Here is a 22,221-nt window from a genome sequence, read left to right as displayed (position 1 = left end):
ACCTGGAACTGATCGAGAAAAAAAACGGTGTGAACGTACAGCCGCTGATCCAGCGCATCGATTCAATGACAACCAGCGTGTCGCAGCTTCTCCAGCTTGCGCGCACGGGGCAATCGTTCACCTCGGGTAATTACCAGAGCGTTTCTTTACGTCAGGACGTTGTTTTCGCCCTCCGTAACGAGCTGGAAAGCATGCTGTCGCAGCGGGAGCAACGTCTGGAGCTTGTCTGTCACCAGGACGCGCAGGTTCGCGGCGATGCCACATTGTTGAAAGTGTTGCTGCGCAATCTGGTTGAAAATGCTCATCGTTACAGCCCACGACAGACAACCATCACGCTACGGCTGGACAATGCTTCCCAGCCGATGCTGTGCGTTGAGGATCATGGGCCCGGTATCGATGAAAGTAAAACGGGTGAGCTGAGTAAGGCATTTGTCCGCATGGATCGCCGCTATGGCGGCGTTGGCCTGGGATTGAGTATCGTGACGCGCATCGTGCAGTTGCATGACGGGCAATTCTTTCTTGAAAACGCCGCGCCGACGGGCTGCCGTGCCAGCGTTGTGTTTCCGCCCTCTTCAGGCGGTAAACCAGATGCTTAAATACAGGATGGCGGCGCTGATGCTCATGAGTACGGAAACATATTCGCTTAACGTTGCTGTCAGTATGAATTTCATTTTACTCTCCTCAAAGGTTGAAGAGAGTTTTTCACAGCTTGCTTAAGATAGTATTAAGCTCGTTTTAAATTTTACCTCAGCCGTCGGTAGAGATCGTAAGCGATTGCCAGGCGTCAATTTCCTGCTGAAGAGAGGCAATCCTGTCCGATACCAGCGTCAGCGCATCGCTACCGAGCAGAAGCTGAGGCGGTGGATTATCAGATGCCACCAGCGCCAGCACGGCGTCGGCCAGCTTGTCCGGGTTACCGATCTGGCTGCCGCTTTTGCTCTGCCTTGAGGCGCGAATGGGATCGAATAACGCGTCATAATCGCTGATGGATCGCGCCGTACGTACCATTGAGCGCCCCGCCCAGTCGGTGCGGAAAGAGCCAGGGCAGAGCGCGGTAACGTGCACGCCAAACGGCGCCATCTCGGCGCGCATTACCTGTGAAATTCCCTGGAGCGCGAACTTGCTTCCGCAGTAGTACGCGATGCCCGGCATTGTGATCAGGCCACCCATTGAGGTGACATTAACGATAAATCCACGGCGACGCTGGCGAAAACCGGACAGAAAAGCCTTCGCCACCGCGACGGCGCCAAATACGTTTACCTCGAACTGGCGACGCATCTCTTCGACAGACGACTCCTCCAGCACGCCTTCGTGACCGTATCCGGCATTATTAATCAGTACGTCAACCGGCCCGTACTTTTCTTCAGCCTCACGCACCACGTCGTCAATGCGCTCAAATTCCGTGACATCGCACAGTACAGCATGCGCGGACGGGAGTGCTGTCCGAAGCGCGTCGCGCGATGAGGCGGAGCGCACGGTGCCGATAACCTGATGCCCCGCACGAACGGCGGCAGAAGCAATCGCCAGACCGAAGCCTGAATTCGCGCCGGTAATAAAAAAGGTTTTCGCTGACATAATGAGTAAACTCTCCTTGATTAAAGTGGAGTTTGCAAAATACGCTTTACTACCACGCCCTTCGATTGCGGATCATCGTAATATGTTGCTCAATCCTGTTTTTCCGTCGTCCTCGCGCGCGCTCAGAGAGCAGCTTGTCACGCTGGCAGACGCGCTGGCGCCCGCGCCAGGTTACAACGCCACCCTGCTTGATGCAGTAAGAATTTTACGAACCGAAACGGTGCTTAATGACGTGCCCGTGCTTTACAAACCCGGGGCGGTGTTTGTCCTGCAAGGCAGTAAAACAGGCATGCTGGAAAACGAGCTCTACCTTTACGACGAGGAGCATTATCTGGCCGTTGCGCTGCCCGTTCCTTTTCGAATGCAGTCCGAGGCCAGCCCGTCGCGACCGCTACTGGCGATCTATGTGGAGTTTGATAGGCAGACCGCCGCTGATATCGTGATGCAGATTGAGCGACACGCGCAGCTGCCGTCGCACAGGCCGCGTGGCCTGGTATCAAGCAAAACCGCGCCGGACGTGCAGTCGCTGCTACTGCGCCTGCTGACGGCCCTTGGCAAACCGGCTGAGGCTGCCGTGCTTGGCAGCGCGCTGCTGCGCGAGCTGCATTATCGGGTGCTGATCGGCCCGCAGGGCGGCGCTCTCGTTGCCGCATTGCAGCAAAAAGGGGTTGCAGGACGGGTCGTTCGCAGCCTGACCTGGCTTCGGGAAAACTACAGTACGAAAATCGCCCTCGCCGATCTGGCAAAAGCGTCGGGCATGAGCGTGTCTTCCTACCATATCCATTTCAGGGAGGTAACCGGTAGCAGTCCGATACAATATCTGAAAGCAATGCGGCTGCATGAAGCACGACTGATGATTGCCGGTCAGCACCGCACCATCGCCGATGTCGCCGCGCAGGTTGGCTATGCAAGTACCGCGCAGTTCAGTCGTGACTTTAAGCGGCATTTTGGCCGTACGGCGTCGGAAGAGGTGAAATGGGTGCGCCGCCATCTCGGCGAAGAGATGCGCTGAAGAGAGGCGCTAATGAAGCCTCAATACCAGTCCGCCCGCCAGTACGGCTTCGGCTTCATGTAATACCGCACAAATATCATCAAACTGTGCGGGATCCGGGTGGCGTGAAAGATGGCGCAGCGTGATACGTACCGGTAAATCAATCAGGCCAGTCAGCGCATCCCACAGCGCATCAAGGTTGTGACCAAAATTATCGTCCAGCGTGAAACACTGAGCAAAATGGCGATAAAAACCCTCAACGTCCTGGATATGGTCAAAATCGAAGCTGACTTTATTCATCTTATTTCACCTGCTCGAAATGGCGATAATGGTCGCGGGTGAGATAGATCATGCCATCGCTTGACCAGATCAGCCGATCGCTGCCGCGTCGTCCGCAGCGATAGTTCACATCCGCTTCAAACCAGCGGCGATCCTGCTGCTGCGGTAGCCGCCCCTCGCGATTCGAGAAGCGGTCGCCGCCAATCGCCCTGCCCGGCAGAATGTCACAGAGATTACCGCTGGCCGGCTGCCATCCCTGACGGCGTGCCTCATCTTTTGTGAGATAGTAAGACGGCAGACGCTGATGCTGGCGCAGGTAGTCAGCCACGCGCTGCTGCTGAGTAAGCGTGCTGATATCGCCGTTGTCATGGCCAGGCGTGGTATCTGAAGAGGGGTGGCGAAGACCGGCGATGGTCGCTACCAGAGCGAAAATCGCCGCAATAATAAGTTTTTTATTCATGGCGGAATTGTAGCCGCCGCGAGGCCGGAGATCTACGGCCTCGCGGCGGCCAGCGGATCAGCGCTTGTGCGGCGCCAGCTTAAATACGCTGACGCTGCGCAACAGGTGCTCGGCCTGCGTTTGCAGCGACTGCGCCGCCACGGTTGACTCCTGCGACAGCGAGGCGTTTTGTTGGGTAGCGGAATCCATCTGGGTAACCGCAAGGTTCACCTGATCGATTCCGACGCTCTGCTCACCGCTTGCCAGCGAAATCTCCGCCACCAGCGAACTGACACGCTGCACGTGATCCACAATATCCGCCATCGATTCGCCCGCGCGCGCCACCAGTGCATTACCGGCGTTGATGCGCGACACCGAGCTGTCAATCAGCGTTTTGATGTCTTTGGCCGCCGTCGCTGAGCGCTGGGAAAGCGCGCGAACTTCTGACGCGACGACCGCAAAGCCGCGCCCTTCCGTACCCGCTCTGGCGGCCTCAACCGCCGCGTTCAGCGCCAGAATGTTGGTCTGGAAGGCAATGCCGTCGATTACGCTGATAATGTTGCTAATCTGATGAGAAAAGTTGTGGATGTCGCCCATCGTCTGCACCACTTCTTCAACCACGTTCCCACCCTGCTGCGCCGCAGAGGTGGCGGTTAAAGCAATATGACTCGCATGGCGGGCATTGTCGGCATTCTTTTTCACTACCGAGGTCAGCTCTTCCATCGAGGCTGCCGTCTCTTCCAGCGCGCTGGCCTGCGCTTCATTGCGCGAGGAGAGATCCTGACTACCCAGCGCGATCTGCGCCGAGGCGGTGGCGATGGTTTCTGTGCCTTCACGCACATCGGAGACGATGCGGGTCAGGTTGCCGTTCATCTCTTTCAGCGCCGCCATCAGGGAAGCGGTTTCATCACGCCCTTTCACCTCAATCTGCATCTGGAGATCGCCTGCGGCGACCGTTTGCGCGATTTTCACCGCCTGCGCCAGCGGCCGCGTGATACTGCGCACCAGCCACCAGGTAATGATACTGCCCGCCAGCAGCGCCGCCAGCATAGAAACCAGCAACAGCAGACGGGTGCGCTGCCAGGCGAGCTGATTATCCGCTTCAATCCGTTGATGCATTTTAACGGTATGTTCAAGCACCTGAGCGACCGTCTGATCGATCATCTGTGTTGGCAGGCGGTCAATACCGGTGACAAGATGGTCAACGCGCTGCGCGCTGGTGATATCACCCGGCTGCCAGGCCTGAAGCGCGGTAAGATAGTGCTGCTCAAGCTCCGCATGAAGCGCTCTGGTTTTTACCACCTCGGCGGTGGACATGCCCACCGCAGGCATGGCGGCGATAAGCTTATCCAACAGCGTTTGCGTCACCTGACTCTGTTCGGTAAACGACGCTTTGAATTTATCGAAATTTTTTGGATCCTGCCCGCGCAGCAGCAGGTTCTTCCACTCCTGCACCTGAATTTTAAACTGCACCTGCGCATTGCGTGCAGTATCAATAATCTGCTCAATCTGCATTTCCTGACGCATGATCTGGCTGTTTTGCCGCAGCGAATTTTCATTGGTAATCAGGCCGGTCAACCCGATAAACAGGGTGGCGGTGAGTAAAATGGCAGCCAGTACCCCGAGCCGCAGGCTGATTTTAAAATCTGATAATTTCATAGGTCGCCCCGGTGATGGCAGATCCCGAACCTTTTCGGGATCTTCTGACCAGGTTATCGACGTAAAAGGTGGGAACTTTACTGTGCGACTGACTGTTAAATCAAACGGGCGTGAGAAAGCTCACTCTTCAGATAGGCGTAATACACCGGTGCGGCCACCACGCCCGCCAGACCGAATGCAGACTCGAAAACCAGCATCGCCAGCAGGATCTCCCAGGTTTTCGCATTGATACGCGAACCAAAAATCCGTGCATTGATAAAGTACTCAAGCTTATGCACCAGTATCAGGAAAATAATGGCGATCACCGCTGCTTTCAGAGAAATTGAGAGACCGATCAGCGTAATGACGGTATTAGAGATCAGGTTGCCGATAATGGGCAGCAGCCCGGCAATAAAGGTCAGCACCACTACCGTTTTGGCAAAGGGAAAATGCAGGCCGAACAGCGGCAGCACGCCAAACAGGAACCCGCAGGTCAACAGCGTATTCACCAGCGACACTTTAAGTTGTGCGAAAACCACGTTGTGAAATGAGGCAGCCAGCAGGGTCAGGCGCTGCAACAGCGCCTGCTTGAGCGGGGCATTTTTTATACCGTCATGACTGACGCGGAGCGAAATGATGGCGCCCAGCAGCATGCCGATCAACATGGTGGCAAAGGTATGCGCCGCCGTGCGGCCAAACGTCTGCACCACCACCAGATGCTCCCGCAGCCAGGTAATAAGCTGGTGTTGCAGCTCATCAATATCAGCAGGCAGGTAACGCGTAACCACCGGCGACAGCGTGCGCTGCGCGTCTTCCAGCAGCTTGCTGGCTGCCGCGTGGAAGGCGGCAAGATTGTGGAAATCATGCAGCAGGAAACCAATCAGTTTTGTGATGCCCAGCACCAGCGCCATCACCACGATCAGGGTGAGGAAAAAGATAATGATCCAGCGCGCCAGCGGCCCTTTGACCAGACGCTCGACCCAGGGCGTCAACGCCAGTACCGTTTCATAAACGATAAAGCCCGCCAGAAAACACGGCAGCAGTCTCAGCGGGAAAATCATTAAAAGCGCAAAGAGCACCAGCAGATAGCTGGCCGCTTCAGAGGTATTGCGTTTGTTGAGTGACAACATCGGGTTGACGATTCCTGTCTGAAATTAAAAACTCGCTACAATTCAGACAGTATACGCTCTCCTGAGCGGCACGAGCGCCAGTGACAGGTAAAAAAAACGGGCGCCATGCCCGCTTTGCTACGGGTTCAGGCGCTGACCTGAACCTGACGACGCCATGCGCCCGGCGACTGACCGAACTGACGCTTAAAGCTACGGTTAAACGACTGCTGTGAATCAAAACCAAAGGAGATCGCCACTTCCAGAATTGGTTCAGCGCCGCCGGCCAGTCGCTCAGCCGATTTTTTCAGGCGACGCGCGCGGATGTATTCACCCAGGGCATAGCCGGTGTGTTGTTTAAACATCCGTTGCAGGTGCCACTTGGAGTAGCCCGCCCGCTCCGCCACGGTATCTAAATCCATTTTCCCTTCAATATGGCTATCGATCCACTCAACCAGATCGTTAATGAAATCATCATGGCTCATAGTCTTTCCCCTTCAGAACCTCGCCAACGAGGTTGACCTTCTCCCCATACCGGGGTAAAAGGTATCTTTAATGAATGCACTTATGCACAATAGTAGAAGCACTAATTTAATGCAAGTTTAATTGTTGCATTAAATGCGATCTTCTGACACTCTTCCTCTCTCCAATTTATTAACACCCTCTTGACAGAAAAGTGCTAAATGCAACAATAAAACTTGCACTATCTTTTCCTCCTTTTTACAATCCACCTGTTTAGTGCATCTGTAAAAGATACACTTTGTGCGCTTTTCCGTACTCTGCTTCTTACGTCGTCATGCAACTGCTACAGGGACTCACATTATGAAATCTATCGCCTCGCCGCGCCTGCGGCCCGTCGCGCTACTTCTGCTTACCGCTCTTGTGCTGGCGGGATGCGATTCAAAAAGCGCCGAACAAAGCGCACCGCCCGCACCGCAGGTCAGCGCCGCCGCCGTTGAACAACAGACCGTCAGCCAGTGGGATAATTTCAACGGACGTATTGAAGCGGTACAAAGTGTCCAGCTTCGCCCGCGCGTTACCGGCTATATCGATCGCGTTAACTACGTTGAAGGCCAGGAAGTAAAAAAAGGCGATGTGCTGTTTACCATTGACGCGCGTACCTACCGCGCCGAACTGGCGCGTGCCGAAGCCGAACTGGCGAGCGCCCGTTCGCAGGCGCAGCAGGCGCGTAGCGAGTCGGGGCGAACGGAAAAGCTGATTGGCTCCCAGGCCATCTCGCGGGAGGCGGCGGAACAACGTCGCTCGGCGGCCAGCCAGGCGCAGGCTAACGTGCTGTCGGCCCAGGCCGCGGTGGATATGGCGCGGCTCAATCTGGATTTCACCCGCGTCACTGCCCCCATCGACGGTCGCGCCAGCCGCGCGATGATCACCAGCGGCAACCTGGTGACCGCCGGAGACAGCAGCAGCGTGCTGACCACGCTGGTCTCGCTGGATACCGTTTATGTTTACTTTGACGTTGATGAGGCAACCTTTCTGCGCTATCAACAAAGCCAGCGCAGCGGTGAAGGCGCTGGTCATGCAGGTGAACCGCTGCCGGTCAAAATTGGCCTGGTGGGCGAAGACGGCTACCCCCATGAAGGGCGGGTGGACTTTACCGACAATCAGTTGATTGCCAGCACCGGCACCATCCGCATGCGCGCGCTGCTGGATAATCGTCAGCGCCGCTATACGCCGGGTCTGTTCGCACGGGTTCAGCTTCCGGGCCGCGCAGACTTCCCTGCCCTGTTGGTATCCGATAAAGCGGTGCTGACCGATCAGGATCGCAAATACGTTTATGTCGTGGATGGGCAGAACAAAGCGCAGCGTCGCGATATTCAACCCGGCCAGTTGGCTAACGGGCTGCGTATTGTGCAGCGCGGTCTTAAGCCAGGCGATCGGGTGATCGTTGATGGCGTTCAGAAAGTCTTCATGCCGGGCATGCCGGTTAACGCAAAAACGGTGCCGATGACGCCAGCCGCCCTTTAAACTGACCCGCAGGAACCGCTATGGATTTTTCCAGATTTTTTATCGACCGGCCGATTTTCGCCGCCGTGCTGTCGATTCTGATTTTTGTCTCCGGACTGATTGCCATCCCGTTGCTGCCCGTTAGCGAGTATCCCGACGTGGTGCCGCCCAGCGTCCAGGTTCGCGCAGAATACCCGGGCGCCAACCCGAAAGTGATTGCCGAAACCGTCGCCACGCCGCTGGAAGAAGCGATCAACGGCGTTGAGAACATGATGTACATGAAATCAATTGCCGGTTCCGATGGCGTGCTGGTGACCACGGTGACCTTCCGTCCGGGCACCGATCCCGATCGGGCGCAGGTGCAGGTGCAAAACCGCGTGGCGCAGGCGGAAGCGAGACTGCCGGAAGACGTACGTCGCCAGGGCGTTACCACGCAGAAACAGTCGCCGACCATGACCTTGGTGGTGCACCTTGATTCGCCGGACGGACGTTACGACTCGCTCTATCTGCGCAACTACGCTCAGCTGAAGGTAAAAGATGAGCTGGCGCGGTTGCCCGGCGTCGGACAGGTACAGATTTTTGGCGCGGGCGAATACGCCATGCGCATCTGGCTCGATCCGACAAAAGTGGCGGCGCGCGGGATGACCGCCAACGACGTGGTTGCTGCCGTGCAGGAGCAGAACGTGCAGGTTTCTGCCGGGCAGCTTGGCGCGGAGCCGATGCCAACCAAAAGCGACTTTTTGCTTTCCATCAACGCCCGCGGGCGTCTGCAAAGTGAAGAAGAGTTTGGCAATATCATCCTGAAAAGCGGCGATGACGGGCAGATTGTTCGCCTGCGCGACGTCGCGCGCATTGAGATGGGCTCCGGGAGCTATGCGCTGCGTGCGCAGTTAAACAACAAAGACGCGGTAGGCATCGGCGTGTTCCAAGCGCCTGGCGCTAACGCCATCGATCTGTCGAATGAAGTGCGCGCCAAAATGGCTGAGCTGGAGACGCGCTTCCCGGCGGGCGTCACCTGGAAGGCGCCTTACGATCCCACCATTTTTGTCCGCGACTCGATCAGTTCGGTGGTGCATACCCTGCTGGAAGCCGTGCTGCTGGTGGTGCTGGTGGTGATCCTGTTCCTGCAAACCTGGCGCGCCTCGATTATTCCGCTGCTGGCGGTGCCGGTTTCGGTGGTCGGGACGTTTACCGTGCTCTACCTGCTTGGCTTCACGCTGAATACGCTGAGCCTGTTCGGGCTGGTGCTGGCGATAGGTATTGTGGTGGATGACGCTATCGTGGTGGTTGAAAACGTCGAGCGTAATATTGAAGAGGGCCTGGCGCCCCGCGCGGCGGCGCATCAGGCGATGCGCGAGGTTTCCGGGCCGATCATCGCTATCGCGTTGGTACTGTGCGCGGTATTTGTGCCAATGGCGTTTCTGTCCGGCGTCACCGGGCAGTTCTATAAGCAGTTTGCGGTGACCATTGCGATTTCAACGGTCATCTCTGCCATTAACTCCCTGACGCTCTCTCCCGCGCTCGCGGCGCTGCTGCTCAAGCCGCATGGCGCACCGGCGGATCGCCCTACGCGGGTGATCAATGCCCTTTTCGGCTGGCTGTTCCGCCCGTTTAACCGCTTTTTCAATCGCAACTCAGCGCGCTACCAGGGCGGTGTATCACGCATCCTGCGTCGGCGCGGTGCCGTGTTCGGCGTCTATATTCTGCTGCTGATTGGCGCGGGCGTGATGTTCAGGCTGGTTCCCGGCGGCTTTATTCCTACGCAGGACAAGCTCTACCTGATCGGCGGCGTCAAGATGCCGGAAGGCGCATCGCTGGAGCGCACGGACGCCGTGATCCGCAAAATGAGTGACATTGCCCTGCATACCGACGGCGTGGCGGATGCCATTGCCTTTCCGGGTCTGAACGCGTTGCAGTTCACCAATACGCCGAACACCGGCACGGTCTTTTTCACGCTCAAGCCGCTGAACCAGCGGTCGCGCAGCGCGGCGGAGATCAATGCTGACATTAACGGCAAGCTGGCGCAAATTCAGGAAGGCTTTACTTTCTCGATCCTGCCGCCGCCAATCCTCGGGCTGGGCCAGGGTTCCGGCTACTCCCTCTATATTCAGGATCGGGCGGGCCTCGGCTACGGCGCGCTTCAGGATGCGGCGAGCGCCATGGCGGGCACCATCATGCAAACGCCGGGCATGCACTTCCCGATCTCAACTTATCAGGCCAACGTGCCGCAGCTGGATGCGCAGGTCGATCGCGACAAGGCGAAGGCGCAGGGCGTGGCGCTGAACGATCTGTTCGGCACGCTGCAAACCTATCTCGGCTCGTCTTACATCAACGACTTCAACCGCTTTGGCCGCACATGGCGCGTTTATGCGCAGGCAGACGGTCAGTTCCGCGACAGCGTCAGTGATATTGCTGATTTACGCACCCGCAACGCGCGCGGCGAAATGGTGCCGATTGGCAGCATGGTCAATATCGCCACCACGTACGGCCCGGATCCGGTGATTCGCTATAACGGTTTCCCGGCGGCAGATTTAATTGGCGATGCCGATCCGCGCATGCTCTCCTCCGCCGAGGCGATGCAAAAAGTGCAGGCGCTCGCCGAACAGATCCTGCCTCCCGGCATGAATGTGGAATGGACCGATCTGAGCTATCAGCAGGCGACGCAGGGAAATGCGGCGGTGATCGTCTTCCCGGTCGCCGTTCTGCTGGCCTTTTTGGTGCTGGCCGCGCTCTATGAAAGCTGGACGCTGCCGTTAGCGGTGATCCTGATCGTGCCGGTCACCATGCTGTCGGCGCTGTTTGGCGTCTGGCTGACCGGGGGCGATAACAACGTCTTTGTGCAGGTCGGGCTGGTGGTGTTGATGGGGCTGGCCTGTAAAAACGCCATTCTGATCGTTGAGTTCGCCCGCGAACTGGAGATGCAGGGACGCACCATCATGGAAGCGGCGCTGGAGGCGTGTCGCCTGCGCCTGCGTCCCATTGTAATGACCTCTATCGCCTTCATCGCCGGGACAATTCCGTTAATGCTGGGCCACGGTGCCGGTGCCGAAGTGCGTACCGTTACCGGCATCACGGTGTTCGCCGGCATGCTTGGCGTAACCTTGTTTGGCCTGTTTCTGACGCCGGTGTTCTACGTTGCGCTGCGCAAGCTGGTTACACGCCGCGAGCACGCCGCAGAAACACCCGCGCTGGAAAGCTGAGCCGTCGCCGCCATCCTTGCGAGGGCGGCACGCGGGCATAAAAAAAGCCGGACGCACACTGCGTCCGGCTTTTTCTCTGGCAACGTCTAAATGTCCGCTTTTTCCTCGGCGGTCTGCAATTCGCAGCTTCCTTCGGGATAACGACGATCGCGATCGTGAATATCTTTTAAGGCGTCTGCCACCGTGCGCTTCGCCAGTACGTCCAGCGAGGCCTGCTCGGCTTCGCGGGCCAGCTCTTTAAAATACCAACAGGCGTTGGCGCTCACCAGACAGCGCGGCGGGACTTCCGGTCGCCCTGCCATCAGCGGCTTATCTTCCAGCACCGAAAGATAAATATCACACAGGGTAATCTCCTGCGCCGGACGACCCAGACGGATGGTGCCCGAGCGGCCGAGCGTGGAGACGATGATCCCGTCCCGGGTCAGCGGCACCATCATTTTGCGCACAAAACTCGGGTTTGCATTCAGGCCCATCGCCAGAATTTTGCTGGTGCTGCGTTTACCTTCCCGCTCCGCATGGGCCACACAGAGCACCATTTGTAAGGCCGTAGGAAAACGAATATCAAGCATGTTCAGATCCTTGCTTTTAAACGCCGGTTGGCGCCTTTATAAAAAAGCATTAAAAATCAGTTAACTATAAAAAACCACGTCGTTAATATAACAAATATTGTTGCATTTTAGAAGAAACGACGTTAGCGATTACTGCTATTTACGCTATTGCATTGAATAACATAAAATTATGTCTTTAACTGATTAGCGCCCACCACTCTTTCCAGCACCGGCAAACTCCGTACATTTTCTGCAATCTGGACGAGTTTTGGCGTATGTTGCTCAAACCAGGCTTTTCGCGGCCGCCAGCACATTATTACCGGAAAATAAGCGTCAAGCAGACTGACCTGCTCGCCAAACCAGTATGGCCCTTCCCCTGCCTGGCTCTCCAGCCAGAGATAGAGCGACTCGCGGTAGCGATCGGTCGAGCTTTCCAGCTCTTCTGGCGCCGTGTTGACCCAGCGTGCGGGATAGTCGCCGTAGGTCAGCGTGGGATAAACGTTGGCCACCAGCCAGATCAACAGGCGATAAAACTGCTGACGCTGCGGAGTGCCCGCCGACGGTGCGAGATGCGGGTTCTCATTCAACAGCATCAGGGCAATGGCGGCGGTTTCGGTCATAACAGAACCGTCAGCGCGCACCAGCGTCGGCACCTGCGCCAGCGGATTAACCGCCAGCAAACGCTCCCGCGCCGGGCCGGGCTTATCAAAACCTGTCACGTCCACCAGTTGATAGGCTTCGTCCGCCAGCGTAAACATGATTTCGCTAATAGCCGAACCCCAGCCAGGCGCGCCGTACAGTTTCTGCATAAAGACCTCCGTGCGGTTCTACAGGGCGTGCTTACAGCGTCTTCTCACTCAGATAGTGATAAACCACTGATAAATCATTTTCGCCATAGCCGGCGTTTACCGCTTCCTGCCAGACATCGGCGATCAGCCGCAGTCCCGGCAGTTCGCTGTCTTTAGCCGCCGACAGCGCCAGCCTGGCATCTTTCAGTGCCCAGGTCAGCTGCATCTGAGGATCGTAGCGCCCTTCTTTCATCATTTCCAATTTGGCACTGGCGTACGGCACGGCCAGCGGCCCGCCCTCCAGCACTGACCAGAGATCGTCAGAAGTAAAGCCAAACTCTTTCGCCATCTGCATGCTTTCGGACAGCCCCTGCACCATCGAAATCAGCCAGGCGTTGACCACCAGCTTCATTTTCGAAGCCGAACCGGCCGCGCCCAGCCACTTTGTCGCTTTTGAAATGGCGGCGAATACCGGTTCAACGGCGGCGGCGCGCTGGCGGTCGCCGCTGGCCAGCACCACGATTTGCGCATTTTCCGCCGGCGTTTTGGTGCCGGAAACCGGCGCATCGATAAACACGACGTCGGGACGACGTTCGGCAAAAAAGCCAATCAGTTTTTCCGTGGCCTCAACGCCAATTGTGCCCATTTGTACCACGATGGCACCGTTTTTCAGCGCTGAAGACGCCTGCTCAAGAACGCTCTCCGTTGTCGCCGCATCGGCCAGCATGGTGATAACCACGCCGGCCTGCTCAACGGCCTGCTGGGGCGAGTTAGCCAGGGTCAGACCGGCCGCTTTAAGATCGTCGCCACGCGATTTAGTCCTGTTCCAGCCTGAGGTCGAAAAGCCGTTTTTCAGTAAATTCGCTGCGAAGGCATGGCCCATCGCACCTAATCCTAATACCGCCACCGCGGGATGCTGACTCATAAACGTTCTCCTTTAGCTAAGCGCGACCGCAGCCACACACTGTCTCCAGGGTAGCGCACCCGCACAATAATTTCTTCTTTATCGAATGGAAACGCCGTGCGGGAATTCGTAACGGGGTGTGAATGTCTGCCAGCATCGGCCAGGGTCATCTATAGTTATCCCGTTAACGGGAGAAATAATGATGACTCACCAGATGAAAAAAATTGATTTTCCGGTCAGCAACGTGCGCCATTTTCTGGAGCCAGGCCCGGTGGTGTTGGTTTCATCGCAGCATCATGGCGAAACGGATATTATGACGCTGGGCTGGCATACCGTTCTTGAATTTTCCCCCTCGCTAATCGGCTGTATGATCTCCGCCGGAAACCACAGTCACCAACTGATTCGTCAGAGCGGTGAATGCGTCATCAACCTGCCCACCTCCTCGCTGCTGGAGACGGTGGTGAAAATCGGCAACTGTAGCGGCACGCGATGCGACAAATTTCATGATTTTGCCCTGACGGCGGAAAAAGGCGAACGCGTCAGCGCGCCGCTGATTGCAGAGTGTCATGCCAGTTTTGAGTGCACACTTCATAATGATCAACTGGTGGACGGCTTCAGCTTTTTTATTTTTGAAGTAATTAAAGCCCATGTTGCCGCATCTCCTGAAAAACCGGAAACGATCCACTACTGCGGCGACGGCGAATTTATGCTTTCCGGCAAACACGTCAGTCGCCGTTCGCTGTTTCGCCCCGACATGCTGTAAATATGAAATGGCTGATTTACAAAAAAGGCGAATTTTTGATGTCTTATTAATGTGATTTGCATCACAATATAGCGATACTTTTTCGACTTCGTCTCAGCGAAATTAATCACTTATCAATAAGCTGTTAACCTGATGCAATCAACTACTGTTTCACGCAAAACGGCGTGGCTGCGCGTCATCCTGCTCGCCGTCGCCGCCTTTATTTTTAACACCACCGAGTTTGTGCCCGTCGGTCTGCTTTCTGACATCGCCGACAGCTTCTCGATGCAGACCGCGCAGGTCGGCCTGATGCTGACTATTTATGCCTGGGTGGTGGCGCTGCTTTCGCTGCCGCTGATGCTGCTGACCAGCCAGGTTGAGCGCCGCTTTCTGCTCATCGCTATCTTTATCCTGTTTATTGCCAGCCATGCCTTTTCCACCGTGGCGTGGAGCTTCAGCACGCTGGTAGCGTCACGCATCGGTATTGCGCTGTCGCACGCTATATTCTGGTCGATCACCGCGTCGCTGGCGATCCGCGTGGCGCCCGCCGGAAAGAAGACGCAGGCGCTGGGCATGCTGGCTACCGGTACCGCGCTGGCGATGGTACTGGGCCTGCCGCTGGGTCGTCTGATCGGACAGTACCTTGGCTGGCGTATCACCTTTGGCGTTATTGGCGGCGTGGCGCTGGTCACCCTGATCTGCCTGGCGAAGCTGTTGCCGCCGCTGCCCAGCGAGCACAGCGGTTCGCTGAAAAGCGTGCCAATGCTGTTTCGTCGTCCGGCGCTGGTGGCGCTGTATGTGTTGATCGCAGCCATTGTGACCGCACATTACACCGCCTACAGCTACATTGAGCCGTTTATCCAGAACGTGGCGCAAATGAGCGATAACTTCACCACGTTGCTGCTGCTGATATTTGGCGCAGCGGGCATCGTCGGCAGCATACTGTTCAGCACCTTCGGCAACCGGTATCCGGCCAGCTTCCTGGTGACGGCTATTGCGCTGGTTTCCGCCTGCATGCTGACGCTGTTTCTGGCCGCCACGCACGCCATTGCTATCGCCTGGCTGTGTATCATTTGGGGAATGGCGATGATGATTATCGGCCTGGCGGTGCAGGTACGGGTGCTGAATCTGGCGCCGGATGCGACTGACGTGGCGATGGCTCTGCTCTCCGGGATCTACAATATCGGCATCGGCGGCGGCGCGCTGCTGGGCAATCAGGTGAGTCTGCATCTCAATATGGGCAGCATCGGCTACGCGGGCGGCACTATTGGACTGTTTTCGCTGGCGTGGTGCCTGTGGAGCATTCGTCGCTTTCCACAGCTCAGAAGCCACGGCTGACGCCTGCCGGTCAGGGCGCCATTACTTCGCGTTGTTTAACGTGGTTCTGGCGTCCCATCCCGCCATCATCATCGTGACCATTCCTTCCAGTTCAGCCCGTTTTACACCATCCCGCGCCAGAATGGACATGCCGTTTTGCAGGGTTTGCACCACGCGCGCGAGCGCCGGTATATCGACCTGCTCCGGGATCTCGCCCGTTTCCACAGCCTGACGCAGCCGCGCCTCGAGGCGTTGAAAAGTAACCGCGCGCATTGACCGGACGACCTCGCCCAGTTCGCTGTGTCCCTCGCTGCCCACCATCGAAAGCGTCACCATGCAGCCGTTCGGGATCTCGCTGATGCCCTCCGTCAAGGCGCGAGCGGAATCCATCAGCAGCGCTGTCACCGCCTCGCGAGCCGTAGCGGCTGACAGAAACCGCTCCCAGATCAGCGATTCATAGCATGTGCGATAGTGACGCAATGCCTCCAGATAAAGCGCTTCTTTCGATCCGAAGGCCGCGTAAAGGCTGGGCGAACCAATTCCCATCGCTGCTGTGAGATCCGAAATGGAAGTGGCTTCATACCCCTTTTGCCAGAACAGACGCGTTGCTTTTGCCAGTGCGGCGTCCGGATCGAACGCGCGCGGGCGTCCACGCGCGCGTGAAGGCGTATTTTTAGCGGACTGTGCCGTTTTCTCTGATTTATGCATGGATCGTTATATAAACCGATTGACGGATTTGTGCAACAATCCTAATTTATGTGTCGATCACTACATAAATATAATCATAGAGGAACAGGCAATGAATGAACTGACAGGTAAGCGCGCGCTGGTCACCGGCGGGTCGCGTGGTATCGGTGCCGCTATTGCACTGGCGCTGGCGGAAAAAGGCGCAGATGTCGCTCTCACCTACGAGCACGCGGCGGACAAAGCCACCGGCGTGGTTAAAGCTATTGAGAACAAGGGGCGGCGCGGCTTTGCCATTCAGGCCGACAGCGCAGATGCGGCTGCGGTGACGCGCTCCGTCAATGAGGCGGTCAGCAGCCTTGGCGGTCTTGATATTCTGGTAAACAATGCGGGGATCGCCCGTTCGGGTTCGCTGCCGGAGATGCGCCTGGAGGAGATTGATGCGCTACTTAATATTAATATTCGTGCGGTGATCCTCGCCTCACAGGCCGCTATTCCGCACCTTAAACAGGGTGGGCGGATCATCAGTACCGGCTCGTGCCTGGCGGAGCGCGTACCGATGGCGGGCGTGACGGTTTACTCATTGACCAAGTCGGCGCTGCTCGCCTTCACACGAGGCCTGGCACGCGATCTTGGCCCGCAGGCCATAACGGTCAACCTCGTACAGCCGGGACCGATCGACACCGATATGAACCCGGCGGCCAACGGCGATTTTGCTGAGGGAAACCGTAAACAGACGTCGCTGGGCCACTACGGTAAACCTGACGATATTGCCGACGCGGTGGCCTTTCTGGCCAGCCCGGCAGCAAACTACATCACCGGCACCGCGCTGACGGTAGATGGTGGTTCTAACGCCTGAAAAAAAACTCGCCGCTGGTGCTGCGGCGAGTTTTTACCACCTTCGGCTGAAGCTTAATATTGCCCGCTCGACGATTTACACCCTGCAAATGTCGGCATCAATCCGCAAAGGCATCCAGCTCCTCCTGACTGAAATCGGCCCCCGCCGCAACGCGTTGCTGCTCATCCAGTAAAGCAAGGCGCGATTTCAGCGCATGCCGCACGCTGGCGTGCGCATCGGCACCCAGAATCAGCCGCAGAGGCGGAGACTGCTGATCGGCTACGTTCAGCATTGCATCGACCATGCGTACCGGATCGCCTTTAATTACCCAACCACCGCTGTCGAGCGATTTCCTGATCTGTGCGGAAGCTGTACCTTCGTAATCGGGTAAAGGTTCAGGCCGCACAAGCGCATGGCCAAAATCCGTTCGGGCCGGACCGGGTTCAACAATGACAAAATCGATACCGAACGGGCTGACTTCCTGCGCAACCGATTCGATAAAACCTTCAATTCCCCACTTTGATGCATGATAAAGACTGAATCCCGGATAGGCTATCTGGCCACCTTCGCTTGAAATCTGTATTACACGGCCGCCCCCCTGACGCCGCAGGTGAGGAAGGGAAGAACGTATCAGTACGATCGATCCGATCAGGTTGGTATCGATAATGTCGCGGAGATGCCGATCGTCAGTTTCCTCCGCCGCCCCGAAAACGCCGTAACCCGCGTTACTTACAATACGATCGATACGTCCGGAAAACCTGAACGCCTCATCGACTGCATTGCTTACGGCCAGGGTGTCACGCAGGTCAACCTCAATTAAATAAAACTGTTCGGGATAGCGTTCTTTAAGTTCATGCGTCTTGCGCAGATCGCGAGTCAGACCCACAACATTATCACCACGGGTAAGAAGTTTTTCCGTAAGGATCCGGCCCAGTCCGGAAGAGATACCGCTAATCATCCAGGTCTGCATAATAAAATCTCCACTCCAGATTAATGAGATTTTATTATTGTCAGATCTTACTGCTGTATACTATATCAACAATATCCAATTAACTGTTGGTTAAAACCGAACAATGCCACAACCTTCTTTCAACGATCTGAATGCGTTCATTACCGTTGCCGACTACACCAGTTTTCGACAAGCCGCGCAGGTTTTGAATATTGCGCCCTCTTCGCTCAGCCATACCATCCGGCAGTTGGAAGAGACGCTTGGCGTTCGCCTTTTTAATCGCACCACCCGAAGCGTAGCGTTAACGGAAGCGGGCCACAGCCTGCGCGCAACGCTGGTTCCCGCGCTGAAAGAGGTCAATCTCGCGCTGGAAAACATCGCCCTGTTTCGGGCATCACCCGCTGGCACGTTACGTATCAACGCCCCCGAAACGGCGGCAGCAATCCTGTTGCACAAGGTGGTGCCGGACTTCCTGGCAAGATACCCGGACGTGTCGCTTGATATTGTTGCTGAAGGCCGCCTGATAGATATTGTCGCAGAGGGGTTCGATGCAGGGGTTCGCCTGGGAGAAAGCCTCGCTCAGGGAATGAATGCCGTAAGGTTTGGCGGCCCGGTGCGATTTATCACTGTGGCATCAGAACGCTATCTTTCCGGGCGGCAGGCCCCCGCCGTTCCGGACGACCTGCGCCGGCATGAATGCATTCGACATCAGTTGCCCAGTGGCAAACGTTACCAGTGGGAATTTTCACGGCAGGGACAGGAGATCACCATTGATGTTCCCGGCCGTCTTACATTAAATACTATCCCGCTGATGATCGCTGCCGCCGTTGATGGGCTGGGGATTGCCTGTGTCCCGGAAAGCGCAGTGATGGCGGAACTGGAATCGGGCCGCCTCCGGCGTCTTCTTGACAACTGGAGCCCGCCTTTTCCGGGGCTTTATTTATATTATCCGGGAAACCGTCAGATGCCCCCGGCGCTGAGAGCATTTATCGATTTAATAAAGGAAGTTAATCATCATGGATAGGTATGATGCCGGAGGCATTAACCTGGCGGCGAACCCGCGGTGAGAATATACATTGACCCGCCGCCAAAACCAGCCAGGCTTTACAAAGCTATTGAGGAGAAAACACGTTGATACCGGACTGCAAACTGCTGGGACACTACCTGAAAGATCGTCGCGGAAAGCTCGATCCTGAGAGCTTTGGTATTTCACCACGCCGCCGTCGTACGCCGGGCCTGCGCCGCGAAGAGGTGGCACAGCGCGCCAACGTCAGCGCCACCTGGTATACCTGGCTTGAGCAGGGGCGCGGCGGCTCCCCGTCCGCAGAGGTGCTGGACAGGCTGGCTCAGGCGCTGCGGCTCAGCGCCGTAGAGCGTGAACACCTCTTTTTGCTGGCGCAGCAACGGCCACCGCAGGCGCGCTACCGGCAGGATGAACAGGTTTCGAAACAGCTTCAGCGCGTACTGGATTCGCTGGAGCGCAGCCCCGCGCTGATCAGAACCGCCACCTGGGACATTGTTGCCTGGAACGACGCGGCCAGAGCAGTACTGAAAGACTACACGCTGATGGCGGTGCCACAACGCAATATTATGCGCATCCTTTTCACCGATCCGCATGTACGCGAAAAGATGATTAACTGGCAGGCCGATGCGGCTTCCGCCGTGGCGGCATTTCGTGCTGAGGTTATTCGCGCGGGCGCGCTGGAACAGGTTAAGGAACTGGTCGAAGAGCTGAGCGAAAGCAGTACAGAGTTCAGCCGCTTCTGGCAAAGCTATGACGTGCAGCATCAGGGCGAAGGCGTTAAGCACGCGCGTCATCCACTGGTGGGCGATCTGGCGTTTGAATATTCGTCGTTTACGCTGGATGGTCAGCCTGATTTGGGACTGGTTATTTACACACCGGCGAATGCGGAATATCGCTCAAAAGTAGACCGGATACTTGACCTCTGGCGGCAAAACCGCCACGCGGGATGAGCGGCCTGCGTTTAAGGCGCAGGCCGCTGCGGCCTATTTGAGATCAACCTGATAGAAAATATGTTTGCCAAAAGGATCCACTTCATAGCCGGTCACTTCTTTGCGAACAGGTTCGAAAATGGTCGAGTGAGCAATCATTACCGCAGGCGCCTGATCGTGCATGATTTGCTGCGCCTGACGGTATAGCTGAATGCGTTTGTTATGATCCTGCTCGGCGCGCGCGCTGGTGATGACCGTTTCAAAAGGCTTGTAGCACCACTTCGACGAATTGGAACCGCCGTTGGCCGAGGTGCAACTGAACAACGGACCAAAGAAGTTATCAGGATCGCCGGTCGCCGTCGTCCAGCCCATCAGCGCCGCCTGATGCTCGCCATTCTTCACTCTTTTCAGGTACTCGCCCCACTCAAAGCTGACAATATTGGCTTTAATGCCGACTTTTGCCCAGTCGGCCTGAATCATCTCCGCCATGCGCCGCGCGTTAGGGTTGTAAGGCCGCTGAACCGGCATCGCCCATAGATCGATGGTGGTACCCTCTTTGATCCCCGCCTCTTTCAGCAGCGCTTTCGCCTTATCAGGCGCATAGTCATAATCTTTCAGATCCTGATCTGCGCTCCAGACGCCCGGCGGCAGCAGGTTTTTCGCCACGGTGCCGGTTCCCTGAAATACCGCCTGAATAATGGCCGGCTTGTTGATGGCCATGGTGAGCGCCTGTCGCACCCTGACGTTATCCAGCGGCGCTTTTTGTGTATTAAACGCGAGGAAACCGGTATTCAGCCCCGCTTTTTGCATCAGCGTAACGTCTTTGTTCTCCTTCATCCGCTTAAGGTCGGCCGGATTCGGGAACGGCATCACCTGGCACTCGTTCTTCTCCAGTTTGGCAAAACGCACCGAGGCGTCCGGCGTGATGCTGAACACCAGCCGATCCAGCTTCGCTTTACCCTGCCAGTATTCCGGAAAGGCGCGGAACAACAGTCGGGCGTCTTTCTGATAACTCACCAGTTCAAACGGGCCGGTGCCGACAGGATCACGATCCACTTTTTCCGGCGTGCCCGCTTTGAGCATGGCGTCGGCATATTCGGCGGAAAGAATGGAGGCGAAATACCAGCCGAGATCGGCAAGAAACGGCGCTTCGGCATGCGCCAGGGTAAAGCGAACCGTATGGTCATCCACTTTCTCAATATTCTGGATCAGCGAACCGAACTCCAGGCTCTCGAAGTTGGCATAGGTGCCGTTAGAAACCTTGTGATAGGGATTGTTGGGATCTTTCTGCCGCATAAACGAGAAAATGACATCGTCGGCGTTGAAGTCGCGCGTTGGTTTATAGGTTTTGCTGCTGTGGAATTTCACGCCCTTGCGCAGATGGAAGGTGTACACCTTGCCATCCGGGCTGACTTCCCAGCTTTCCGCCAGACTCGGCACCAGTTCCGTCGTGCCGGGTTTGAAATCAACTAACCGGTTATAAAGGGGCACCGCGCTGGCATCAACGCTGGTACCGGAAGTGTACAGCTGAGGATTGAAGTTTTCTGGTGAACCTTCAGAGCAAAAAACCAGCGTCTTCGCCGCCGCGCCAGAGGCTACCGCCAGCGTCAAAGCGGCCACGGTCGTCCGTAATAGCGATCGTTTCATTGTTATCTTCTCTCGTTGTGATTGTTTTCTATCTGTCCAGAGCCTTTAACAATCTAATCGCTACGGCGATACGGAGCCAGCAAAAATACCGGTTTTGCGCTATTGGTTTTAGTTATATTTCAGGATGTTGGCAAGGCAGGATAAATAAGCAGGGACTTTCCCGCCCGTAGCGGACGGGAAAGCTGGGGATCAGTTCAGCTGGTAATCGAGCGTGATTTCCGTATTCATTAACTGAGAAACCGGACATCCCTCTTTGGCCTGATTAATGATTTTCTCGAAGGCCGCGTCATCAATACCTGGTAGTGTCACCCGGCTTTGCAGCGCAACTTTGGTGATTTTGAAGCCTTCGCCTACTTTATCCAGTGAAACATCCGCCACGGTATCGATGCTCTCCGGCGTATAGCCTTCATTGCCCAGCATCAGCGAAAGCGCCATTGAAAAGCAGGCGGAGTGCGCCGCACCAATCAGCTCTTCCGGGTTGGTGCCCGGCTTGCCCTCAAAACGGGTATTAAAACCATAAGGCTGCTCTTTCAGCGCGCCGCTCTCGGTAGAGACCGTGCCTTTACCCTGTTTAATATTACCTTCCCAGTGTGCCTGCCCTTTCTTATGAATGGTCATATCTGTCTCCCGTTTGATTTACACAGGTATTCAGTATAGT

At 56.4% G+C, this 22,221-nt stretch carries 22 protein-coding genes; 9 read left to right on the top strand and 13 right to left on the bottom strand.

The features are described 5' to 3' along the window. On the top strand, positions 1 to 596 hold a 596-nt coding region (locus tag GS12_RS11850; protein ID WP_034947151.1), incomplete at its 5' end, for an ATP-binding protein. Positions 597 to 747: 151 nt separating this feature from the next. On the opposite strand, the gene GS12_RS11845 is transcribed toward GS12_RS11850, so the two are convergent. Continuing rightward, positions 748 to 1,578: an oxidoreductase gene (locus GS12_RS11845; RefSeq protein ID WP_200884518.1), complete on the bottom strand. Its 831-nt coding sequence runs from the start codon at positions 1,576 to 1,578 to the stop codon at positions 748 to 750. Here GS12_RS11845 and GS12_RS11840 point away from each other — a divergent pair. Beyond that, positions 1,577 to 2,587: an AraC family transcriptional regulator gene (locus tag GS12_RS11840; RefSeq protein ID WP_200884516.1), complete on the top strand. Its 1,011-nt coding sequence runs from the start codon at positions 1,577 to 1,579 to the stop codon at positions 2,585 to 2,587. The genes GS12_RS11845 and GS12_RS11840 overlap by 2 nt on opposite strands. 9 nt (positions 2,588 to 2,596) lie before the next feature. Here the strand turns inward: GS12_RS11840 and GS12_RS11835 are convergent, their stop codons facing one another. The 5 genes from GS12_RS11835 to GS12_RS11815 form a co-directional block, all read right to left on the bottom strand. Then, positions 2,597 to 2,866 (bottom strand): barstar family protein, encoded by a 270-nt coding sequence (locus GS12_RS11835; RefSeq protein WP_034947145.1) that lies wholly within the window; start codon positions 2,864 to 2,866, stop codon positions 2,597 to 2,599. Position 2,867: 1 nt separating this feature from the next. After that, positions 2,868 to 3,305 (bottom strand): ribonuclease domain-containing protein, encoded by a 438-nt coding sequence (locus GS12_RS11830; protein ID WP_034914843.1) that lies wholly within the window; start codon positions 3,303 to 3,305, stop codon positions 2,868 to 2,870. Between the two features lie 57 nt (positions 3,306 to 3,362). Next, positions 3,363 to 4,943 carry a methyl-accepting chemotaxis protein gene (locus GS12_RS11825; protein ID WP_034947142.1) on the bottom strand — a complete coding sequence of 527 codons (1,581 nt, stop codon included), beginning with the start codon at positions 4,941 to 4,943 and terminating at the stop codon, positions 3,363 to 3,365. A 95-nt stretch (positions 4,944 to 5,038) separates the two neighbouring features. Next, positions 5,039 to 6,052 carry an AI-2E family transporter gene (locus GS12_RS11820; protein WP_034947140.1) on the bottom strand — a complete coding sequence of 338 codons (1,014 nt, stop codon included), beginning with the start codon at positions 6,050 to 6,052 and terminating at the stop codon, positions 5,039 to 5,041. A 125-nt stretch (positions 6,053 to 6,177) separates the two neighbouring features. Next, positions 6,178 to 6,513 carry a helix-turn-helix domain-containing protein gene (locus GS12_RS11815; protein WP_034914859.1) on the bottom strand — a complete coding sequence of 112 codons (336 nt, stop codon included), beginning with the start codon at positions 6,511 to 6,513 and terminating at the stop codon, positions 6,178 to 6,180. Positions 6,514 to 6,850: 337 nt separating this feature from the next. Between GS12_RS11815 and GS12_RS11810 the strand changes: the two genes are divergently transcribed. Both GS12_RS11810 and GS12_RS11805 read left to right on the top strand, forming a co-directional pair. Further along, positions 6,851 to 8,014: an efflux RND transporter periplasmic adaptor subunit gene (locus tag GS12_RS11810; protein ID WP_052118439.1), complete on the top strand. Its 1,164-nt coding sequence runs from the start codon at positions 6,851 to 6,853 to the stop codon at positions 8,012 to 8,014. A gap of 20 nt (positions 8,015 to 8,034) precedes the next feature. Continuing rightward, positions 8,035 to 11,193: an efflux RND transporter permease subunit gene (locus tag GS12_RS11805; RefSeq protein ID WP_034947137.1), complete on the top strand. Its 3,159-nt coding sequence runs from the start codon at positions 8,035 to 8,037 to the stop codon at positions 11,191 to 11,193. 86 nt (positions 11,194 to 11,279) lie between these two features. On the opposite strand, the gene GS12_RS11800 is transcribed toward GS12_RS11805, so the two are convergent. From GS12_RS11800 to GS12_RS11790, 3 genes are all read right to left on the bottom strand, one after another. After that, the gene (locus tag GS12_RS11800; protein WP_034947134.1) at positions 11,280 to 11,762 is read right to left on the bottom strand and encodes an RrF2 family transcriptional regulator; all 483 of its coding nucleotides are present in this window, start codon (positions 11,760 to 11,762) and stop codon (positions 11,280 to 11,282) included. Positions 11,763 to 11,929: 167 nt separating this feature from the next. Then, on the bottom strand, positions 11,930 to 12,550 hold the full coding sequence (locus GS12_RS11795; RefSeq protein ID WP_034947131.1) for a glutathione S-transferase family protein: 621 nt from the start codon (positions 12,548 to 12,550) through the stop codon (positions 11,930 to 11,932). Between the two features lie 31 nt (positions 12,551 to 12,581). After that, a complete protein-coding gene (locus GS12_RS11790) occupies positions 12,582 to 13,454 on the bottom strand; it encodes an NAD(P)-dependent oxidoreductase (RefSeq protein ID WP_034914871.1) in 873 nt (290 codons plus the stop codon). 181 nt (positions 13,455 to 13,635) lie between these two features. Here GS12_RS11790 and GS12_RS11785 point away from each other — a divergent pair, with 181 nt between their 5' ends. Next, on the top strand, positions 13,636 to 14,196 hold the full coding sequence (locus GS12_RS11785; protein WP_034947163.1) for a flavin reductase family protein: 561 nt from the start codon (positions 13,636 to 13,638) through the stop codon (positions 14,194 to 14,196). Positions 14,197 to 14,328: 132 nt separating this feature from the next. Next, a complete protein-coding gene (locus GS12_RS11780; RefSeq protein ID WP_034947128.1) occupies positions 14,329 to 15,513 on the top strand; it encodes a sugar transporter in 1,185 nt (394 codons plus the stop codon). 21 nt (positions 15,514 to 15,534) lie between these two features. Here the strand turns inward: GS12_RS11780 and GS12_RS11775 are convergent, their stop codons facing one another. After that, on the bottom strand, positions 15,535 to 16,200 hold the full coding sequence (locus GS12_RS11775) for a TetR/AcrR family transcriptional regulator (protein WP_034947125.1): 666 nt from the start codon (positions 16,198 to 16,200) through the stop codon (positions 15,535 to 15,537). A gap of 91 nt (positions 16,201 to 16,291) precedes the next feature. On the opposite strand from GS12_RS11775, the gene GS12_RS11770 reads away from it, so the two are divergent. Continuing rightward, positions 16,292 to 17,035, top strand: a complete 744-nt coding sequence (locus GS12_RS11770; protein ID WP_034947123.1) for an SDR family oxidoreductase — start codon at positions 16,292 to 16,294, stop codon at positions 17,033 to 17,035. Positions 17,036 to 17,132: 97 nt separating this feature from the next. Here the strand turns inward: GS12_RS11770 and GS12_RS11765 are convergent, their stop codons facing one another. Then, complete coding sequence (locus tag GS12_RS11765) at positions 17,133 to 17,984, bottom strand: SDR family oxidoreductase (protein ID WP_200884515.1); 852 nt, start codon at positions 17,982 to 17,984, stop codon at positions 17,133 to 17,135. Between the two features lie 103 nt (positions 17,985 to 18,087). Here GS12_RS11765 and GS12_RS11760 point away from each other — a divergent pair, with 103 nt between their 5' ends. Then, on the top strand, positions 18,088 to 18,987 hold the full coding sequence (locus tag GS12_RS11760) for a LysR family transcriptional regulator (protein WP_034947118.1): 900 nt from the start codon (positions 18,088 to 18,090) through the stop codon (positions 18,985 to 18,987). Positions 18,988 to 19,097: 110 nt separating this feature from the next. Beyond that, on the top strand, positions 19,098 to 19,937 hold the full coding sequence (locus GS12_RS11755) for a helix-turn-helix transcriptional regulator (RefSeq protein ID WP_152601398.1): 840 nt from the start codon (positions 19,098 to 19,100) through the stop codon (positions 19,935 to 19,937). 33 nt (positions 19,938 to 19,970) lie between these two features. Here GS12_RS11755 and GS12_RS11750 read toward each other — a convergent pair whose 3' ends face one another. Beyond that, a complete protein-coding gene (locus GS12_RS11750; protein WP_034947113.1) occupies positions 19,971 to 21,563 on the bottom strand; it encodes an ABC transporter substrate-binding protein in 1,593 nt (530 codons plus the stop codon). A gap of 189 nt (positions 21,564 to 21,752) precedes the next feature. Further along, positions 21,753 to 22,181, bottom strand: coding sequence for an OsmC family protein (locus GS12_RS11745; RefSeq protein ID WP_034947111.1), 429 nt, complete (start codon positions 22,179 to 22,181; stop codon positions 21,753 to 21,755). Between the last annotated feature and the right edge of the window lie 40 nt (positions 22,182 to 22,221).

This window comes from Erwinia oleae (assembly GCF_000770305.1).
GTDB classification, from domain to species: Bacteria; Pseudomonadota; Gammaproteobacteria; order Enterobacterales; family Enterobacteriaceae; genus Erwinia; species Erwinia oleae.
This window is presented reverse-complemented; position numbering and strand designations above follow the sequence as displayed.